The organism is Brotaphodocola sp. (assembly GCF_050873365.1).
Taxonomy (GTDB): Bacteria; Bacillota; Clostridia; order Lachnospirales; family Lachnospiraceae; genus Brotaphodocola.
This window is the reverse complement of record NZ_JBNMIQ010000003.1, coordinates 81,677-100,740: the sequence shown is the minus strand read 5'-3', so window position 1 is coordinate 100,740 and position 19,064 is coordinate 81,677. Positions and strand designations below refer to the sequence as shown.

Genomic DNA, 19,064 nt, shown 5'->3' with positions numbered 1-19,064 from the left:
AACGGTGCATAAGGTCGCAAACTACGCGACCTAAACACCGGCGTCTCACACGGGTTTGCAGAATCTTCCCCACCAAAGATGCCAGCAAAATATTGATTTCAAGCAAATTAAAAAAATCAGTGACTTGGAATATCTCGGAGTGAAGATGCATTTGCTTGTGTCCAGAACGAGACGTTGTACTCCTTGCAGATTTTACGAATCTCAAATACTCCTATAATCATGGCGAGGAGGCCGATCGAGACGTTGCTGACTGCCATGACAATGCCGACGCTGACGCTTCCGAGATCTGTGAAGTTCTGTAAGAACCACAGAACCGGGATGCGGAAGAGGAAGACACGGCTGAAGTTGATGAACAGGGTGATGCGTGTCTTGCCGAAGCCGTAGAGCAGGGACATCACTGCGGAACACATGCCGAGCGGGACTGCGCCGAGGGCTTCATAGCGGTAGACAGCGCCGATCAAGGTTCCGAAGGCTTCATCATCTCCGGCGAACATCCAGCAGACCTGCTTCAAGAAGATCAGCGTGATGCTCATGAAGACGACTCCGATCAGACAGCAGAAGACAAAAACCCACTTGAAGGCTTCGAGTGCGCGCTTCGCATCTCCGGCGCCGAGATTCTGGCTGATGATTGCGGAACCACCCTCCTGAAATCCGTTCTGCGGGGAGGTTGTGAAGCCACCGATGTTGTTGGAGATTCCGAGTGCACCGACAACGAGGGCATCGTAGACCGTGCTCATCGAGTTGATTACCACTTTTCCAAATGCGAATGCGGTTTTCTCGATGATGACCGGGATTGACAGACCGATCATCGGTGCGACAACGTTTCGCTTCATCGTGATTGAGGAGAGCGAGAATCCAAATGCGTTTCCCTTCTGGTTAAGGTTCACGACTGCCGAGAGAAGGAGAGCGGACTGGGAAACGATCGTCGCAACGGCGATCATGTTGATTCCGCTGTGGAAAACGTAGACGAAGAGGGCAGTCAGCGACAGCTTGATCAGGATCACAACGATGTTTAAATGGAGAATTCGCTTGGAATTTCCGCGCGCACGCTCAATCGCAATGTAGACGTTGTTGAAAAAGCTGATGACCATGCCAAACAGTTCGAGGATAAAATAGCGTGAGCCCTCTTGAATGAAAGACTCTGGAGTTTTTGCAAGGCGCAGAAACTGAGAGGAGAACGGGACGAGGACCAGCAGAATTCCGGCGCCGAGGATTCCGCAGAGTGCAAAGAGGGTGCTGACCCGTTTCTTGACAAGTTCATAGTCGCCGGCTCCGTATGCCTCGCTGACTTTGATGCTTGCGCCGACTGCGAGTCCCCCGCCGAGAGCGGAGAGCATCAGATTGATCTGAGAGAGGTAGGCGACGGCGGAGACGGAGTTTGCACTGATATGAGATGCCATCATCGAGTCGAAGATCTTGAACATCTGGGTCAGACTCTGATAGAGCGCAAGTGGGGCGCAGACGTAGAGGACAACGCGCCACATGTCTGCGTGCAGGGCGAACTCACGAAATTCTGTATCTTTTTTTGAGAGGGATGCCTGATTTGCCATGGGAATTTCCTTTCTGTGTTTCATACTGCCTTTTATTTTACAACAAAAAAACATAGGATTTTACAGAAAAACGGGGAGAAAAATGGAAGAATTACAGAAAAATTGCGCGGTTTCAGAAAGAACGGCGGGAAAGCCCGCAGTCACATCCTCGGATTGTGGCTGTATGGAGCAGGAACTCTCCGTGAGTGTAGACCCGTGCAGGATTGTGTGTGACCGAAAAGTGCGTCAGGCACATTTTTTTATGCGTCAGGATCATGCGCATGAGTTCTATGAGCTCTATTATCTTGTCTCGGGCGGATGTCGGGTCTTTTTAAACCACACGATTTATCATCTGACTGCGGGAGGGATTGTGCTGATCGAGCCCGGGGCGCTTCACCACACGACTTATGAGATGACGCAGGAGAGCGAGCGGATCGCGCTCTGTTTCGACCGGGACTATATGGAGCAGTTTGAAGCAGTGTGTGGGAGCGGGTGGAGAGAAAAGTTTGCACAGAGTCCGTACTTGCATGTTGAGGGCAGACAGAGAGACCTGATTGAGGAAATGTTTCAGAAGTTGATTTTAGAGAAAGAGCATCGGGATGAGTTTTCGGATCTGCTGAGACGACAGGGAATTTTGGAGATTCTGGTATTTCTTGCGCGGGAGGCGCAGGAAAACAGACAGATCCGGATTGAGGAAGTGCCGGAGAAGGCAGTTCAGACCGGGGCAAGGTATATCTGCGAGCATTTTCGGGAATCCCTTACGCTTGAGGATGTTGCCGGTCAGGTATTTTTAAGTCCGTCTTATTTTTCGAGACAGTTTAAAAAGTTGACTGGATTTGGATATAAGGAATATTTGAATCATGTGAGATTGAAGGAAGCGGGGCGACTTTTAAGAGAGACGGACGGTTCGATCTCTGAAGTTGCGCGCCTGTGCGGATTCTCCGACGGGAACTATTTCGGGGATCTCTTTCACAAGACGATCGGCATGTCCCCGCGGGAATATCGCAGACAGCACAGGACGCAACAAAAATAAGAACTAGCAAAAATAATAAATAAAAAAATAGAAATGATGGCGAAGTGTTTTTAAACGATGGATTTATAAGATAAACATCCGCGCCTTTAACAGATCCTCCATCGAATTGGTTGTGAAGGAAACGGTATAGGGGTCGAGCTGAACAACACCCGGGTAGCAGGCGGCACGGTGAGCGCGGTGGTGCTCCTTGTAGCAGATCTCCATCGTGATCGTCTCCGGAACTTCAATGTGGCAGTTGGCGCGATTCTCAAGGGCTTTCTTTGCACCTTCGCGGATCTTTTCCTGTGCGAGAGCCGGACTTAAGTTGATTGTCGCACAGCCGATTCCCTCTTTGACGGCAACGGTTGTGATCTGCGGATCGTACTCATGGACGTGGTCGCAGAGCATCTTATCTCCGCTCAGAAAGACGGATGGAACTCCGATGGAAGCGGCGGCATATGCATGAATCAGAAATTCGGAAGCGAGGCGACCGTTGTATTTGACGTAGTTGTTTCCGCGGTTCATCGTATGGCTGAGTGGGCTTCCATCCATTCCGGCAGGGGAGTGGTATCCGACGTACATCACGGCATCAAACGAAGGGTCAATGCCACCGATCATCGAGAGCGGATCGCAGGTCCAGTCGCGGATCAGGCGAACTTCCTTTGGAAACAGCGTCGGGTCCATATTTCGACCGCTGTCGTGAGCGTCCTTTACATAAATCTCTGTTGCACCGGCTTCGAGAGCACCCTCGCAGGCGGCAACTGCCTCTAACGTCATTTCTTTTGCGAGCGGAGCATGCTCAAGGTCTCCGAGAACGGTCGAAGACCAGGAGGTAGAACCTGCAATTCCCTCAAAATCAACACTGATGTAAACTTTCACTTATAAATCCCCCTTTATTTGTAGTCGAGTTTCTAGTTTTGTGTCATTTTTATGTATTCTCCAATCAGAATCACTGCTTTAGTCCCATTGTAGCAGGAATTGCAATTTATGCAATGACGGATTTTGACTTCCTTGCGTGAAATATGTTCGGGCAGAGGAGTGGTGTTTGGCTGGGAAAATCGGGCGTAAAATGGTTGCGTGGTTCAGGCATAGGTGTTGCTGACCGGAGAAAGCGTTACGGTGAAGCATGAACTTTCGCCGGGGTGGCTTGAGACCGTGATGCTTCCGCCGACTAGAAGCAGAATGCGCTGAACGAGGGCGAGGCCGAGGCCATTTCCATTTCCGGAATGACTGCGATCGCCCTGATAAAACTTGTCAAAGATGTGTGCCTGTACTTCCGGGCTCATTCCACATCCGCTGTCCTTGATGATGACGGAGACAGGAGCGCCTTTTGGAGCGGATTCCAGATTTGAGCTTGACGGTTGTTGATCCATGAGAAGGGAAACGCTGATCGTGCCATTTTCCGGTGTGAACTTGATTGCATTTGAGAGGATGTTTGTCCAGACCTGGGCGAGAAGCTCCTCACTTCCGCAGAATGGACATTCCGGCAGATCGATCTCAAGATTCAGATTCTTTTTGCTCCAGAGTGGCTCCATCGTCAGAATAATCTGGCGGATCTGTTCATCGAGCAGAAAATCCCGATATGATGGAGAAATCTGCTGATTTTCGAGTTTGGAGAGCTGAAGAATATTTCCCGTCAGCGTCGCAAGTTGGTCGGAACTGGTCAGAATCCGGTCGACGTATTCGCTCTGCTCCTCGTTCAGATCGGTCGAGTGGAGCAGGGAGGCGTATCCGCGGACCGAGGCGAGAGGAGTCTTGATCTCATGCGAAACGTTCTGGATGAAGTCGGACTGGAGAAGTTCAAGCGAGTTCAGCTCGTTCATCATCTTGTTGAAGCTCGAGTTTGTCTCGCGGATCTCCGACCACCAGTTGTCCTCCGGTAGACGGACGGAGAGATCTCCGCTTGCGACGGTTTTCAGAGCGAGAACGAGCTGTTGGAGCGGGCGAAGGAGTCGTCCGAGAACCAGCTGAATTAACAGCAGAGAGAGGATGCAGGCAGTCAGCATCAGTGAGATCAGGGGCATCCAGACGAACGGTTCATCGGGATTGAGAATTCCGAGATTGACAAGTTCCCACGAAATGATGGTCGGAATGAAGAAACCGAGGAACTGGGCGAGTGTCGCAGCCCCCGCGAATGTCAGCCAGAGGCGTAAATGTTTCATCGTTTCACCACCCCTTTGTATCCGAGCCCGCGCACGGTGATGATCTCAAAATCGGGATTGTCCGGGAAACGACGGCGCAGACGGTTGACATGGACATCGATCGTCTGTGCATCGGAGTTGCTGTCGCGTCCCCAGATCTCGTCCATTAGCTGAAGACGGGTGAAAATCTTGTCTGGGTAGGAGAGAAATTTATAGAGGAGAAAGAACTCCTTCTGGGGCAGGGTGATCGTCTCACCGGCGGTCTCCACAGTCAGGGAATCGTAGGAGAGCGTCGTGTTTCCGATGTGGATACTTCGTTCAGCAAAGATGTGGGAACGGCGGAGCAGGGCGCGCACGCGAAGAACCATCTCGTCGAGATCGACGGGCTTTGTCATGTAGTCGTCGGTTCCGACTGAGAAGCCAAGACTCTTTGACGGGAAATCATTTTTCGCGGTGATCATCAGGATCGGAATTACGGGATTTGTCCGGCGCAGGAGGCGCACGAACTCATAGCCGTCCATGACCGGCATCATAATATCGGTGATTACGAGATCAATGTGTTCGCGGTCGAGTGTGTCCCATGCTTCCTGACCGTCATTTGCACAGAAGGTGTGGTATCCGGCTTTTTCCAAAACAATGCTGTAAAGCCGACAGAGTGAGGCATCATCCTCAGCGATTAAGATATGAATCATTTGCATCTCATTTTTCCTCTCTAAGATTTTCGCATTTGTGGATTTGTGGTTATAGGGTGTTTTTTATAATAATATTTGTGATGATGTTTTTATCATATTTTTTATTATATCTCGTGATTGTGAATTTCAGATGAACAGGAAAAAATCCGTTGCTGTTTGCAGGGCGCGTGAACAGTAACCAAGATTTCGCTTTGTTTTTGTTGACAAATCGGAAAGCATTTGATAATATTTATCAAGTAATTGAATAGCCCATGAGGGAGTAGTTAGCGCGAAAGTGTGATTTGTCAACATTCTGATTATAGCAGAGCGTATAATCTGGCAAATCTTAAATAATGAGACTCATGTATATCGATGAACAGTTTATGTATGGATAGATCCAATAAATACATTGCTGGCAGTTGATATACATGGGTCTTTTTTTCTGCGGGAGATGTTTGCGATAACAATTCTTTTGGTTGGTGTTATTGTTGCTATTAATATGGAGAGAAGGGGAAATGCGGAAATGTTATTGTTTTTAAAGGTATTTTTTACGGAATTCATAGCAGAGATGGGAGACAAAACTCAGCTGATGCTGATTGCGCTTACGTCCAAATATAAGTTGAGAGATATTATATTGGGAACGGCAGTAGCAATTCTTGTACTCAATGGACTGGCAGTTCTTGCGGGAGGGCTTGTCAGCGCATTCATTCCGGACTGGTTGATTAAGGTGGTTGCAGCACTTGCATTTCTGTATTTTGCGGTGTCAACGATTGCCGGTGAGGATGATGACGAGGAAGAAGAGGGCGGGAAATCAAAGATTAAGTTCGCTCCGCTTGCAGTTTTCTGTACTTTTTTTGTGGCAGAACTTGGAGATAAGACACAGCTTACCGCGATTACCTTTGGTGCAAATGAAGGTTTGGGAGCAGCGCTTGTTGTCTGGATTGGATGTTCGCTCGGACTTTTTTTGGCGGATATTCTTGGAATGTTGGTAGGATATCTGTTAAAGAGTAAGACTCCGGAGGGATTGCTGAATATGCTTGCGTTTTTTATCTTCTCTGTATTCGGTGTATACACACTGCATCAGGGACTTACGCTGATCAGCATGGATGTATATCCAATTCCGGTATCGTTGTTGATGATCGTTACCATGATTGTGTTTTGCTTTTTATGTGTCTTCCTTTTTGTCAAGAAGAAAGAAGCGAATAAAGTTACTGTACATGAGTAGGGATTTTCTGAACGGAAAATGCCGTAGGAGACAATATAAGAAAACTTCTTGAAATAAAAGGAGCATCAAACTGACGTTGCCAGCAAGATGTTCCTTTATTTTTATCTGATTTGTTTTCTGTGCCTGTTTTTTTGTGTTATTTTACAGATCAAAACCTCTGAAAATGTGAAGTTTTTGTGATTTCATCTTGAGTTCATCTTCGGTTCAGTAATGGTTCATGTAGAGATGGTAGGATGGCAGTCATGAAAGAAACTAAAAATCATGCTCCGCGCAGATAAATGCCGGAGTGAATCATGGAAGCATGAAGTCTTACTCTTAGGGAAACCGAAAGAAACAAAAACTAGGATGAGGTGGAGAGATGAAAAAAGGATGGATAATCGGTGGAGTCGCTGTTGTGGCGCTCTGTCTGGTCGTTGGAAAGAAACTTATGACGCCGAAGCAGTTTGCTCAGGGAGTCTCAGATCCCGTCGTCGTGGCGGAGAATCCGGAGATCCGCGACATTGAACTGACAAGCGGACTCGTTGGAAGCGTCGAGCCGGAGGATGTCGTCTATGTGTACCCGAAGGCGGGCGGAGATGTGACTGCGGTTAATGTACAGGCGGGCGATACGGTCAAGGCAGGTCAGCTTCTCTGCGTGATCGACACAAAGCAGGTCGAGAGCGCAAAGAGCTCTCTTGATTCCGCACAGCTTGCGCTCCGTCAGGCTCAGGAGGAGCTGTCGAGACAGCAGGTACTCTATGCGGGCGGTGGAATCTCCGAGCAGGCATATCAGCAGTATCAGGATCAGGTGCAGTCGGCGCAGATTCAGTACAACAACGCGAAGACGAACTATGACAATCAGGTTTCATACAGTCAGGTGACGGCGCCGATCTCAGGAACCGTGGAACTCTGTGATGTGAAAGTCTATGACACCGTGAACTCCGGAAATCTGCTCTGCGTCATCTCTGGAGAGGGCGCCAAGGTCGTTTCGTTCTCCGTCACCGAGAGAATCCGTGGAAACTTGAATCCGGGCGACCAGATCCGCGTGGAGAAGGATGGAAAAGAGTACACCGGCATCATCTATGAGGTCAGCACGATGACGGACAGCACGACCGGACTCTTCCCGCTCAAGGCGAGAATCGACGAGAGTCTTGAGGACGGAAGTCTTCCGACAGGTTCTTCGGTAAAGCTCTATGTCGTTGCTCAGAGTGCTGATCAGGTATTATCGGTTCCGCTTGATTCGGTCTACTACGAGGGCGGAAATTCCTATGTATACACTTACGATTCCTCAAGCAGTACTCTGCACAAGATTCAGGTTGAGACAGGACTTAACAACTCGGATTACATCGAGATTGATTCCGGACTGACGACGGATGATCTGGTGCTGACGACTTGGAGTTCTGAGCTGAATGAGGGCACAAAGGTGCGCTTAAAGGGAAGTACAGACACTTCCACGGGCACAGCGGAGGATCAGGGCACTCCGGACGGACAAAGTGGTCAGGGTGCACCGGATGCAAATGGACAGAATGCAGAGAGTGCATCGGATATCACAGATCAGGGTGCACCGGAAGCACAGAACGCAGATGGCACTCCGGGCGAGCAGAATGAACAGGATGTCTCAAGCGAGAAGAGCGGACAGTAAGGAGGAACAGAGACTATGGGAATTACAAAATTTGTCCTCAAACGTCCGGTAACGGCAATTCTCGCGATCCTCTGCCTGATCGTGTTCGGCTATCAGTCGATCACGGGCATGGATCTTGAGCTTTCCCCGGACATGGACATGTCCATGATGATTGTCGTCACGCAGTACAGCGGTGCAAGCCCGGAGGATGTCAGTGAGCTGATCACAAAACCGATCGAGGATTCGGTCAGTACGCTTTCCGGATTGAAATCGATCACCTCGAACTCGAGTGAGGGAAGTTCGATGGTCATGCTGGAGTATGATTATGGAACCGACATGGATGAAGCCTATGACGATCTGAAAAAGAAGGTCGATCAGGTTGCAAGCCGGGATCTTCCTGACGATGTGGATACGCCGACGATCATGGAGATGAACTCGAATTCCGGTTCTGATATTATGATGGTTATCGAGAACACGAAGAAAGATAATCTCTATGACTATGTAAATGATGACATTGTTCCGGAGTTTGAGAAGCTCTCGAATGCAGCGGATGTCTCTCTGATGGGTGGTTCGAGCAATTACATCAAGGTTGAGCTGATCGAGGAGAAGATGAAGCAGTACGGTGTGACGATGAGTTCGATCTCGCAGGATATTGCAAATGCAAACGTCTCCTCCCCGGCTGGAACGATTGATGTCGGAAGTCAGGAACTCTCGCTGACGACAAAGATGAAGTATGACACCGAGGAACTGCTCGGCGAGATTCCGCTTAGCACCTCTGGCAAGAATATTGTGACGCTTCAGGATGTAGCAAACATTTATACCACCTCCGATTCCGGGGACAGCATTGCTCGATACAATGGCAACGACACGATCTCGATTGCGATCACGAAACAGCAGAGTTCAACCGCGATGGCACTCTCGAATCAGGTCAAGAGCACGATCGAATCCTTACAGCGCGAGGACCCGGATTTAAAGATCACAATCGTAAACGACAGTGCAGACAGCATCAAGGAGTCTCTGCTTTCCGTAGCCGAGACGCTTGTCATGGCAATCGTGATCTCGATGATCATCATCTGGCTCTTCTTCGGAGATCTGAAGGCATCGCTGATTGTCGGAAGCTCGATTCCGGTCTCCGTTCTGTCCTCGCTGATTGTCATGGGACGGATGGGAATGACGCTCAACATCATCACGCTGAGTGCGTTGACGCTCGGTGTCGGCATGATGGTAGATAACTCGATCGTTGTGCTTGAGAGCTGTTTCCGTGTGTCGGCAAAGCGCGACGGCGGACTGATTGAATATATGAAGGATGCACTTGAGGGAACGAATATCGTCGGTGCATCGGTCGCAGCTTCGACGGCGACGACCTGCGTTGTATTTATCCCTCTTGCAATGTTGAAGGGAATGACCGGACAGATGCTCGGACCTCTCGGATGGACGATCGTCTTCTGTATGGTAGCTTCTCTGATCTCCTCGATTGCGGTTGTTCCGCTCTGTTACATGCTTTACCGTCCGTCTGAAAAGACGAAGGCGCCGTTCTCAAGACCGGTTGCCGAGCTTCAGGATGCTTACCGCAGTGCGATGCGTGTGATTCTTCCGAAGAGAAAGACGGTCATGTTCGTGTCGGTCGCTCTGCTCGTCTTCTCGCTCTTTCTTGGAAAGCATTTGAAGACCGAGCTGATGGCATCGGATGACCAGGGACAGGTTTCGATCAGCATTGAGACGAGACCGGGACTTAAGACGGCGCGCACCGATGAGATTGCAAAAGAAGTTGAGGCGATCATCTCTCAGCACGAGGATGTCGAGTCCTATATGACGCGTGGTGGCGGAACCGGTGCAATGAGCGGTGGTGATGTCAGCATCACAGCTTATCTGAAGGATGACCGAAAGATGAGCACGAAGGAAGTTGCAAACGAGTGGAAACAGGAGCTTCAGGACATTCCGGACTGCAACATCAGCGTCGATGTCAGCGGATCGATGAGCATGATGTCCTCGTTTGGAAACAGCTATGAGGCGATCATTAAGGGCGCGGACTACGATGAGGTAAAGGAAGTCACAAACAAGATTGTCACAGAGCTTTCCGAGCGACCGGAAGTCGCTCAGGTTCACTCAAATATTGAGAACTCTTCGCCGGTTGTCGCAGTCACCGTGGATGCCGTGAAGGCAAAGGCATACGGCGTCAGTGCATCGGCGGTCGGAAGCACGCTGAGAAATCTTGTCAGCGGTATTGAGGCGACCGATCTTGACATCGATGGAGAGAGTGTAACCGTAAAGGTCGCTTATCCGGAAAATACCTACGATACCCTGGATCAGATCAAGGGAATTCTGCTCTCAACCTCCAACGGCGGATCGGTGCTGTTGACGGATGTCGCAGACGTTGCATTTGAGGACAGCCCGGCGACGATTCGCCGTGAGGACAAGGAATACAAGGTAACGATCACCGCCGAGTACACGGCTTTGGCGAATGAGTCGACCGAGGCAACTCTGAATGCGGAAGTGCTGACACCGAATCTGACCGAGACCGTGAGCCGTGGTATCAACTCGATGAATCAGTCGATGAACGAGGAGTTCTCGGCACTGTTTGGAGCGATTGCGACTGCGATCTTTCTGATCTTCGTCGTGATGGCAGCTCAGTTCGAGTCCCCGAAGTTCTCGCTGATGGTCATGATCACGATCCCGTTCAGCTTGATCGGTTCGTTCGGTCTTCTGTGGTTGACTGACTGTGCGATCAGTATGATGTCCCTCGTTGGTTTCCTGATGCTTGTCGGAACCGTAGTAAATGCAGGTATTCTCTATGTCGACACGGTCAACCAGTACCGTGCGACGATGGATCGCGATACGGCACTGATTGAGGCAGGAGCTACCCGTCTTCGCCCGATCCTGATGACGACGCTGACGACCGTTGTCTCGATGATCCCGATGGCAATGGCACTCGGAAACTCCGGTGAGATGACGAGAGGTCTTGCGATCGTAAACATCGGCGGTCTGACGGCATCAACCCTTTTGAGCCTTCTGATGCTTCCGGTATTTTACAGCATCATGAGCCGGAGCCCGGAGCAGGAAGCAAAGCGCGAGGAAGCAAAACTTGAGAAGGCGCGCAAGAAGATGATGAAGCGCACAGCGAGAGAAGAAGCAAAAAAGCAGGCAAAGGGAAAGACCGAGAACGAAGAGAATAAGGATAAATAAAAAGAACTAATAAGGACTAATAAGAAACGAATAACTAAATAAGAAAAATAAGAACGATGAGAAAGGAGAGCGTGATGAGAAAAGCAAACTGGAACCTTCGCATGATGGCGTGGATTCTCGCGGTCGGAACAATCGGAATCTCTGCTCCGGCGCGGGTGCTCGCGTCGAGCCCGGAGTTTTCCCGGACGGCTGAGGAGTGGAGTGCGCTTCAGGACGACAATCTCGAGTATTCCGAGATTGCGGACCTGATCCACGAGTACAACCCGACGGTTCAGAACAACCAGTATGAGTACCAGAAGTTCATCAAGGATTACGGAACAACGCGAGAAGATGTCTCCAACTCCTACTTGGATCTCGCGGAGGATCTCGAGGCGAGCAAGAGCGGAGACGACAGCGGTTCCGGTCGTGTCAGTGACCTCTCACTCGAGGTGCAGGCGAAATCATTGAGAGAGCAGGCGGACAACAACTTAGAGGACAGCCGGATCTATTATCTGAACTATGCGCAGGCGGAGGCGAATCTCGTGTTGTCGGCGCAGTCAAAGTTCCTCTCCTATTATAAGAACCAGCTTCAGCTTGAGGAGGCACAGGCAACTCTGACTCGTCTGAAACAGGACTATGAGCTGGCACAGACGAAGCGCAGTGCGGGGACGATCACCGATGCCGATGTGCTGACTGCGCTTGAGGCGGTTCAGACGCAGGAGAATACGATTCAGAAGATGGAACAGCAGGTCGAGAGTGCGAGACAGTCCTTGATCGTGATGCTCGGTTGGGACAGCAGTGACAATCCGACGATCGGGGAACTGCCGGAGGTGGATTTGAGCGTAGTCGATCAGATTGACCTCTCTGCGGATCAGCAGACTGCACTTGAGAACAACTACACGCTTCTCGTGAACCAGAGAAAACTGGAAAATGCAGTCTCGGACGACACAAAGCGCAACTTGAACACGACGATTGCGGGAAACGAGCGAAAGATCCGTGCCTCAGTCGCAAGTGCGTACCAGAACCTGAAGAATGCAAAGCTCGCCTATGAGCAGGCGCAGGCATCCTTGACGACGCAGGAGAGACAGGCATCGCTGTCCGATCAGAAACTCTCGGCGGGCATGATTACCGCTTATGAGAATCAGACTCAGCAGATCGCGCTCACAAACAGCCGTCTCGCGTTAAAAGAAGCGTCGATCTCGTATCAGGACGCACTCGAGACCTACCGCTGGAATGTGAATGGTCTCGCAAGCGCAGAGTAAGGAGGGAGTTGAGATGAGAAAATCAAGATCCCGCCTGCTTGCTCTGGCTTTTGCCCTGAGTGCGATGACGATGAGCGCAAATATTAGCGGAGTCGGGCGGATGCAGGCATTTGCGGACAGCGATGTCGCCGAAGAATCCTCATCTGGAACTTCTGCGGGTTCGGAAAACTCAGGGGAGGAGGCGACGAGCCCTGTCGTCAGTCCCGAGGTGACCTGGGAGGAGGATACCGCGCAGACCGAGATGGCAGATGGAAATGTGATTTCTGAGGAGCGGTTAAATGACAACCTCGTGGAGTATGACGAGCTTGGAAGTCTGATCCACCGCGGAAATACCTCGGCAAAGCAGGCTTCGGATGCGACCGACTCGACGCGAGAGCAGTACACGCAGATGAAGGAAGAGCTGACGGAGCTGATTGCGGAGGATAAGCGCAAGAAGGAGGACGCAAAGGATTCCGGCGATATGGATGACTATGCGGAGTATTCGGCAAACCTTGCGATCTACCGTGCCTCGATCTCCCAGTACAACCGCATGCTTCAGCGAATGAACCGGAAGAGCTCGTCTGCCTCCCAGCTCTCACTCGAGCGCACGCTGACGAATGCGGCGCAGAACCTGATGATTTCGTATCAGTCGGTAAAACAGCAGGAGGAGCTTGCCGGTCAGATGCAATCACTCTACCAGACGCAGTATGAGAATACCTGCACGATGCTTGGCGCAGGACTTGCCTCCCAGACTGATGTCGACACTGCGTATGAGAGTCTTCTCTCGGCACAGCAGTCGGCGGAGTCGGCAAAGAACAGTGCGGACGAAATTTATCAGAATCTCTGTCTGATGCTCGGTCTTGCGACAGATGGGAGCATTCAGATTGCAGAGATTCCGTCCGCCGATGTCTCGCGCGTGGATGCGATTGATCTGAGTGCGGATACCCAGACCGCAATCGGAAATAACACCGAACTGATCAGCATCCGCAGTAATTCTTCCAACTCTGATACCGCAGGCATGAATGCGAAGTCGAGCAAGGAGCAGGCGCAGGTCGAGCAGGTGAAGACCGGGATGCAGGATCTCTACAATCAGGTTTTGCAGAGCAGACAGGCACTTGTGAGCGCACAGACCGGAGCACAGAGTGCCGAGATCACATGGAAGAATGCGCAGAGCAAGTACAGCCTTGGGATGCTGAGCAAGGCGGAGTATCTTCAGGAACAGATCACTTACACACAGAAAAAGAATGCACTTGAGAGCGCATTCTTAAGTCTGTTTCAGGCATTGAACACCTACGACTGGGCGGTAAAAGGAATGATGCAGTAAAACATATTGAATATTTATTACCGATTCGAGCAAATCCTACACTTGAAAAATTGTTCATGATGAAGTACAATGATTCTGAATCGTCAAAGATTAAACGATATGAGTGGACATGAATGTCGCGACTTTGACGGATAGAGATTGGCAGTGGACCGGACAGGCGGTCGTTAAAGAAAAAGGAGATTACAATCATGGATAAGAGACCAGTTGTATTGATGATTCTGGATGGATATGGTTTGAATCCGAACTGTGAGGCAAATGCCGTATGTGAGGCAAAGACTCCGGTGATGGATCAGCTGATGAGCCAGTGCCCGTTTGTAAAGGGTGAGGCGAGCGGACTGGCAGTAGGCCTTCCGGACGGTCAGATGGGTAACTCTGAGGTTGGTCATATGAATATGGGTGCCGGACGTATCGTATATCAGGAGCTGACCCGCATCACCAAGTCCATTCAGGACGGAGATTTCTTTGAGAACAAGGCATTCTTGGAGGCAGTTGAGAACTGCAAGAAGAATGATTCCGCTCTTCATATGTTCGGTCTGGTATCGACCGGCGGTGTGCACAGCCACATCACCCATATCTACGGACTGCTTGAGCTTGCAAAGAGAAACGGCTTAAAGAAAGTTTATGTACACTGCTTCCTCGATGGACGTGACACTCCGCCGTCCTCCGGTAAGGAGTTCGTTGCAGAGCTTGAGCAGAAGATGGCAGAGATCGGCGTCGGCGAGGTTGCTTCCGTATCCGGTCGTTACTATGCAATGGATCGTGATAAGAACTGGGATCGTGTTGAGAAGGCATACAATGTGATCACCAAGGGTGAGGGCAACTACGCAGAGAGCGCAATCGGTGCAATCCAGGCATCCTACGATGATGGAAAGACCGATGAGTTCGTGATCCCGACCGCAGTTGTGAAGAACGGTGCTCCGGTTGCTACCGTGAAGGACGGCGATTCCGTGATCTTCTTCAACTTCCGCCCGGACCGTGCAAGAGAGATGACCCGCGTCTTCTGTGACGATGCATTTGACGGCTTTGACCGCGGTGCGCGCTTAAAGACGACATTCGTATGCTTCACCGACTACGATGAGACGATCGAGAACAAGCTCGTAGCATTTGTAAAAGAGTCGATCACGAACACCTACGGCGAGTTCCTCGCAAAGAACGGCTTAAAGCAGGCTCGTATCGCTGAGACCGAGAAGTACGCTCATGTTACCTTCTTCTTCAACGGTGGAGTTGAGGAGCCGAACGAGGGTGAGGACCGTTACCTGATCCCGTCCCCGAAGGAGGTTCCGACCTACGATCTGAAACCGCAGATGAGTGCTCCGGCAGTTTGCGACAAGCTCGTAGAGTGCATCAAGTCCGGCGAGTACGACGCAATCGTCATCAACTTTGCAAACCCGGATATGGTTGGTCATACCGGCGTAGAGTCCGCTGCAATCAAGGCAATCGAGACCGTTGATGAGTGCGTAGGTCGTGCTGTCGAGGCAATCAAGGAAGTAAACGGCGTGATGTTCATCTGTGCAGACCACGGAAATGCAGAACAGCTGATCGACTACAAGACCGGCGAGCCGTGGACCGCTCACACCACGAATCCGGTTCCGTTCATCCTCGTAAACGCAGACCCGTCCTACAAACTGCGTGAGGGCGGATGCCTTGCAGATATCGCTCCGACTCTGATCGAGCTGATGGGCAAGGAACAGCCGAAGGAAATGACCGGAAAGAGCCTGCTTGTAAAATAAGCAGAGTGAGATAGCAACGATCCGACAATCATCTGACAGAACAATCGGATGAGAGGAGTTCAAAGTTCGCTGAAGAAAAGGAACGAAAAGATCCCGAGAGTTTGAGAATTCGCTGAGAATCAGAGATCTCAAATTTTCTGGGATCTTTTTTTATGGAAAAGTAACCAAATCTTGCTAAAAAAGATCTTCTCATGCTATGATAAAAAAGACTGTATTTCCGTTGCTGTTTGCGCAACACATGAACCGTAACATCGTTCGTAACATCGTTGTGAAACAGTTGTGGGATATTTAGAATTAGAAAATGAGAAGAATGAGAGTACTGCAAGATGATGCAAAGAGAGAAAGGGAAGATTCTGACTGCTGTGGCAGTGATTTTGGGCTGTGCGATGATGGTTGCAGGCTGTGCCGATCGCACGGAATCGGATTCTTCAACGAAAAAGGAAGATGACAGACCGAGGATTGTCGTCGGCTGTGACGACTACACCCCGTTTAATTATATGGATTTAGATGGAAATATTGTCGGAATCGATGTCGAGCTTGCGAGAGAGGCATTTGACCGCATGGGATATCAGACAGAATTTACATTTATCAACTGGGAGGAGAAGAAGAAACTTCTTAAATCCGGGGAGATCGATTGTGTCTGGAGCAGTTTCTCGATGGATGGGCGAGAGGAGGATTACCGCTGGGCGGGTCCCTACATGAAGAGTCGTCAGGTTGTCGCCGTCACGCCGGACAGCCCGATCTATACGATCGATGATCTGGAAGGAAAGATTGTCGCTGTGCAGTCGACGACGAAGCCGGAGGAGATTTTCCGGGATATTGAGCAAAATGACGAGGTGCCAAAGCTCAGAAAGGTGATCTCTGTGCAGAACCGGGATCTCTTATTTATCTTTTTGAGCAAGGGATATGTCGATGCGATCTCGGCGCATGATACCTCGATTGATCAGTTCATGTCGGATTTCGATATGAAATACCGGGTTTTGGCAGAGCCGTTGCAGGAGGTCCATTTGGGCGTTGCTTTTGACCGCGATGATACAAGAGGACTTGATCAGAAACTTTCTGAGACACTTGAACAGATGCGTCAGGATGGGACGATAAGGGAGATTGCAGGCAAATATTTGCAGAATGCAGACAGTTACTTGGGGGATGAAAATGAGTAAAGAGACAGACAGCGCGAGCAAGAGACGAATTCTGTTTGTGGAGGTAATTCTTGGAATTCTGGTGCTGGTCATCGTGTGGGCGACGGCAGTCCACTCTGATCTTTCCCAGACGCAGATCCGTCTCTGCGATATGGTGAGATATGTGAAAGAGCAGTGCAACAACAACCTCAAATTGGATATCGCGTCGGAGTCAAAGAGTCTGATGCGAATGGTCGAGAGCGTGGAATGGGTGAATCACCAGCTTCAGTTTGAGAAGGAGTCAGATGGGACATTTCAGCCGGATCAGGAGATCCTTGCAGATTGGATGAAGGAGAGTTACCTCTCCGGGATTTTGATTCTTGATGAGAGCGGACAGATCGAAGAAGCCTATAAGACGGATGAGATAAAGTCGGATTATCTTTTGAGTCTTCTGGATAAAGATTCCATTATGGATACGATCGGTTTTCGGGAGAAGATCTATACGGTGAGAGTCGTCTGTGAGGATGATTCCTATGTGGATGTCGCAGTTGCGGGGCGCAGGGATACGGCGGGAATTGCGCTTGTCTACTATCACACCCCGGCAGAATATACGCGGATTTTCAATCACTCGATTCGTTCTCTCCTCTCGGGATATAATCTTGAGCACAACGGGACGGTTGTCGTGAGCAAGGGGGAGGAGATCATCGCTTCAAACGATGAAGCTCTGATCGGAAAGAATCCGGAGAAGATCAAGATTCTCCAGAAAATCCGGGAAAGCGGAATGGAGGAGAAGCTGATTCGGGTGAATTCCGGAATCACGCATCAGTTTGGACTCATGGGGAGAGGGCGGGATTACTTTATCTATGCCTGCGTGCCGGCAGACAATGTCTTTGCAACGGTACCTCAGGATGTGATGTATGCGCTGATTATTTATCTGGCGTTAGTTGGCGTGATCAATTTCGTGAGATGGAGAATGGATCAGAACCATCAGAGAGAGCAGATGGAATTACAGCAGGAGTACATGAGAACGCTTGAGAGCAAGAACCAGGAACTCCGTGAGGCGGTGATCCAGGCGGAGCGGGCGAGCCTTGCAAAGACGAATTTCCTCTCGCGCATGAGTCATGACATCCGAACCCCGTTAAATGGAATCATCGGTCTCTTAAAAATCGATGAGGCGCATGCGGATGATATGGAGATGATCCGTTCGAATCATCAAAAGATGATGGTCTCCGCCAATCATCTGCTCTCCCTGATCAATGATGTGCTTCAGATGAGCAAACTCGAGGACGATGAGATTCATTTCACGAAGGAGGTTGTCAGCCTTCTCGATCTGACTGTCGACACCGTGACGATTGCAAAGGAGCAGGCGACGGAATCTGGCATCTCATGGGAATACCAGAGACCGAAGACGATGATTCCGTATCCGTATGTGTACAGCAGTCCCCTGCATTTGAGACAGATCTTTTTAAATATTTATGGAAACTGTATCAAGTACAACCGGAAGGGTGGAAAGATTTACACCGAGATGGAATGTCTCGGTGAGGAAAATGGAATCGTCACCTACCGTTGGAAGATCTCTGACACCGGAGTCGGAATGAGCGAGGAGTTCTTAAAACATATCTATGACCCGTTCACGCAGGAGCGATCTGATGCGAGAAGTGTCTACAATGGAACGGGACTTGGAATGTCGATTGTGAAGAAGATCATAGACCGGATGAACGGAACGATTGAGATCCAGAGCGTTGAGAATGTGGGATCGACGTTCACGATCACACTTCCGTTTTCGATTGCCCCGACTCCGAAGGTCACAGAAACGAAGAATTCGGACAGCAACCTTAAAGATCTGTCGGGAATGAGAATTCTGGTTGCCGAGGACAATGAGCTGAATGCGGAGATTGTTGAGATTCTTCTTCGCGATGAGGGTGCGGTTGTCGCTCTTGTGAAGAATGGCAAGGAGGCGGTCGATCTGTTTGCAGACTGTGCACCGGGAACATTTGATGTGATTCTCATGGATGTCATGATGCCGGTGCTTGACGGAATCTCGGCGACGAGAAAAATCCGCGGGCTTGACCGTGCGGATGCAAAGACGATCCCGATTCTTGCGATGACGGCGAATGCATTTGAGGAGGATGCAAGGGCTTGCCTTGAGGCGGGGATGAATGCCCATCTTGCAAAACCGCTTCAGATGGAAGAGCTGATTCAGGCGATTCGCGATTGCTTTTAATCTTACATTGTAATATAATCGAACTACGTGTCTGTTTTGAGAAAGTGTTTCTGTCGTTTGCTCTGTGCAAGGAGCAAGGACAGAGCG

The 19,064-nt window shown here is 50.1% G+C and carries 13 protein-coding genes; 9 read left to right on the top strand and 4 right to left on the bottom strand.

The features are described from left to right. Positions 1-116: 116 nt before the first annotated feature. Positions 117-1,550 carry an MATE family efflux transporter gene (locus ACR0QT_RS02725; protein WP_432629367.1) on the bottom strand — a complete coding sequence of 478 codons (1,434 nt, stop codon included), beginning with the start codon at positions 1,548-1,550 and terminating at the stop codon, positions 117-119. An 82-nt stretch (positions 1,551-1,632) separates the two neighbouring features. Here ACR0QT_RS02725 and ACR0QT_RS02720 point away from each other — a divergent pair, with 82 nt between their 5' ends. Then, positions 1,633-2,562: an AraC family transcriptional regulator gene (locus ACR0QT_RS02720; RefSeq protein WP_432629366.1), complete on the top strand. Its 930-nt coding sequence runs from the start codon at positions 1,633-1,635 to the stop codon at positions 2,560-2,562. A 63-nt stretch (positions 2,563-2,625) separates the two neighbouring features. On the opposite strand, the gene ACR0QT_RS02715 is transcribed toward ACR0QT_RS02720, so the two are convergent. The 3 genes from ACR0QT_RS02715 to ACR0QT_RS02705 form a co-directional block, all read right to left on the bottom strand. Beyond that, complete coding sequence (locus ACR0QT_RS02715) at positions 2,626-3,420, bottom strand: M55 family metallopeptidase (RefSeq protein WP_432629365.1); 795 nt, start codon at positions 3,418-3,420, stop codon at positions 2,626-2,628. A 203-nt stretch (positions 3,421-3,623) separates the two neighbouring features. Continuing rightward, the gene (locus ACR0QT_RS02710; RefSeq protein WP_432629364.1) at positions 3,624-4,703 is read right to left on the bottom strand and encodes a sensor histidine kinase; all 1,080 of its coding nucleotides are present in this window, start codon (positions 4,701-4,703) and stop codon (positions 3,624-3,626) included. Further along, positions 4,700-5,374: a response regulator transcription factor gene (locus tag ACR0QT_RS02705; RefSeq protein WP_432629363.1), complete on the bottom strand. Its 675-nt coding sequence runs from the start codon at positions 5,372-5,374 to the stop codon at positions 4,700-4,702. The genes ACR0QT_RS02710 and ACR0QT_RS02705 overlap by 4 nt, the downstream gene beginning before the upstream one ends. A 478-nt stretch (positions 5,375-5,852) precedes the next feature. On the opposite strand from ACR0QT_RS02705, the gene ACR0QT_RS02700 reads away from it, so the two are divergent. The 8 genes from ACR0QT_RS02700 to ACR0QT_RS02665 all read left to right on the top strand — a co-directional run bounded on the left by ACR0QT_RS02700 (position 5,853) and on the right by ACR0QT_RS02665 (position 18,977). Next, positions 5,853-6,578: a TMEM165/GDT1 family protein gene (locus ACR0QT_RS02700; RefSeq protein WP_432629362.1), complete on the top strand. Its 726-nt coding sequence runs from the start codon at positions 5,853-5,855 to the stop codon at positions 6,576-6,578. A gap of 358 nt (positions 6,579-6,936) precedes the next feature. After that, positions 6,937-8,199, top strand: coding sequence for an efflux RND transporter periplasmic adaptor subunit (locus ACR0QT_RS02695; protein ID WP_432629361.1), 1,263 nt, complete (start codon positions 6,937-6,939; stop codon positions 8,197-8,199). 15 nt (positions 8,200-8,214) lie between these two features. Further along, positions 8,215-11,361, top strand: coding sequence for an efflux RND transporter permease subunit (locus ACR0QT_RS02690; protein ID WP_432629360.1), 3,147 nt, complete (start codon positions 8,215-8,217; stop codon positions 11,359-11,361). 74 nt (positions 11,362-11,435) lie between these two features. Then, on the top strand, positions 11,436-12,602 hold the full coding sequence (locus ACR0QT_RS02685; RefSeq protein ID WP_432629359.1) for a TolC family protein: 1,167 nt from the start codon (positions 11,436-11,438) through the stop codon (positions 12,600-12,602). Positions 12,603-12,615: 13 nt separating this feature from the next. After that, positions 12,616-13,905, top strand: a complete 1,290-nt coding sequence (locus ACR0QT_RS02680; protein WP_432629358.1) for a TolC family protein — start codon at positions 12,616-12,618, stop codon at positions 13,903-13,905. 188 nt (positions 13,906-14,093) lie between these two features. Continuing rightward, the gene (gpmI, locus tag ACR0QT_RS02675) at positions 14,094-15,635 is read left to right on the top strand and encodes a 2,3-bisphosphoglycerate-independent phosphoglycerate mutase (protein WP_432629357.1); all 1,542 of its coding nucleotides are present in this window, start codon (positions 14,094-14,096) and stop codon (positions 15,633-15,635) included. A gap of 329 nt (positions 15,636-15,964) precedes the next feature. Continuing rightward, positions 15,965-16,795 (top strand): substrate-binding periplasmic protein, encoded by an 831-nt coding sequence (locus ACR0QT_RS02670; RefSeq protein WP_432629425.1) that lies wholly within the window; start codon positions 15,965-15,967, stop codon positions 16,793-16,795. Next, positions 16,788-18,977 carry a response regulator gene (locus tag ACR0QT_RS02665; RefSeq protein WP_432629356.1) on the top strand — a complete coding sequence of 730 codons (2,190 nt, stop codon included), beginning with the start codon at positions 16,788-16,790 and terminating at the stop codon, positions 18,975-18,977. The genes ACR0QT_RS02670 and ACR0QT_RS02665 overlap by 8 nt, the downstream gene beginning before the upstream one ends. Positions 18,978-19,064 lie beyond the last annotated feature (87 nt).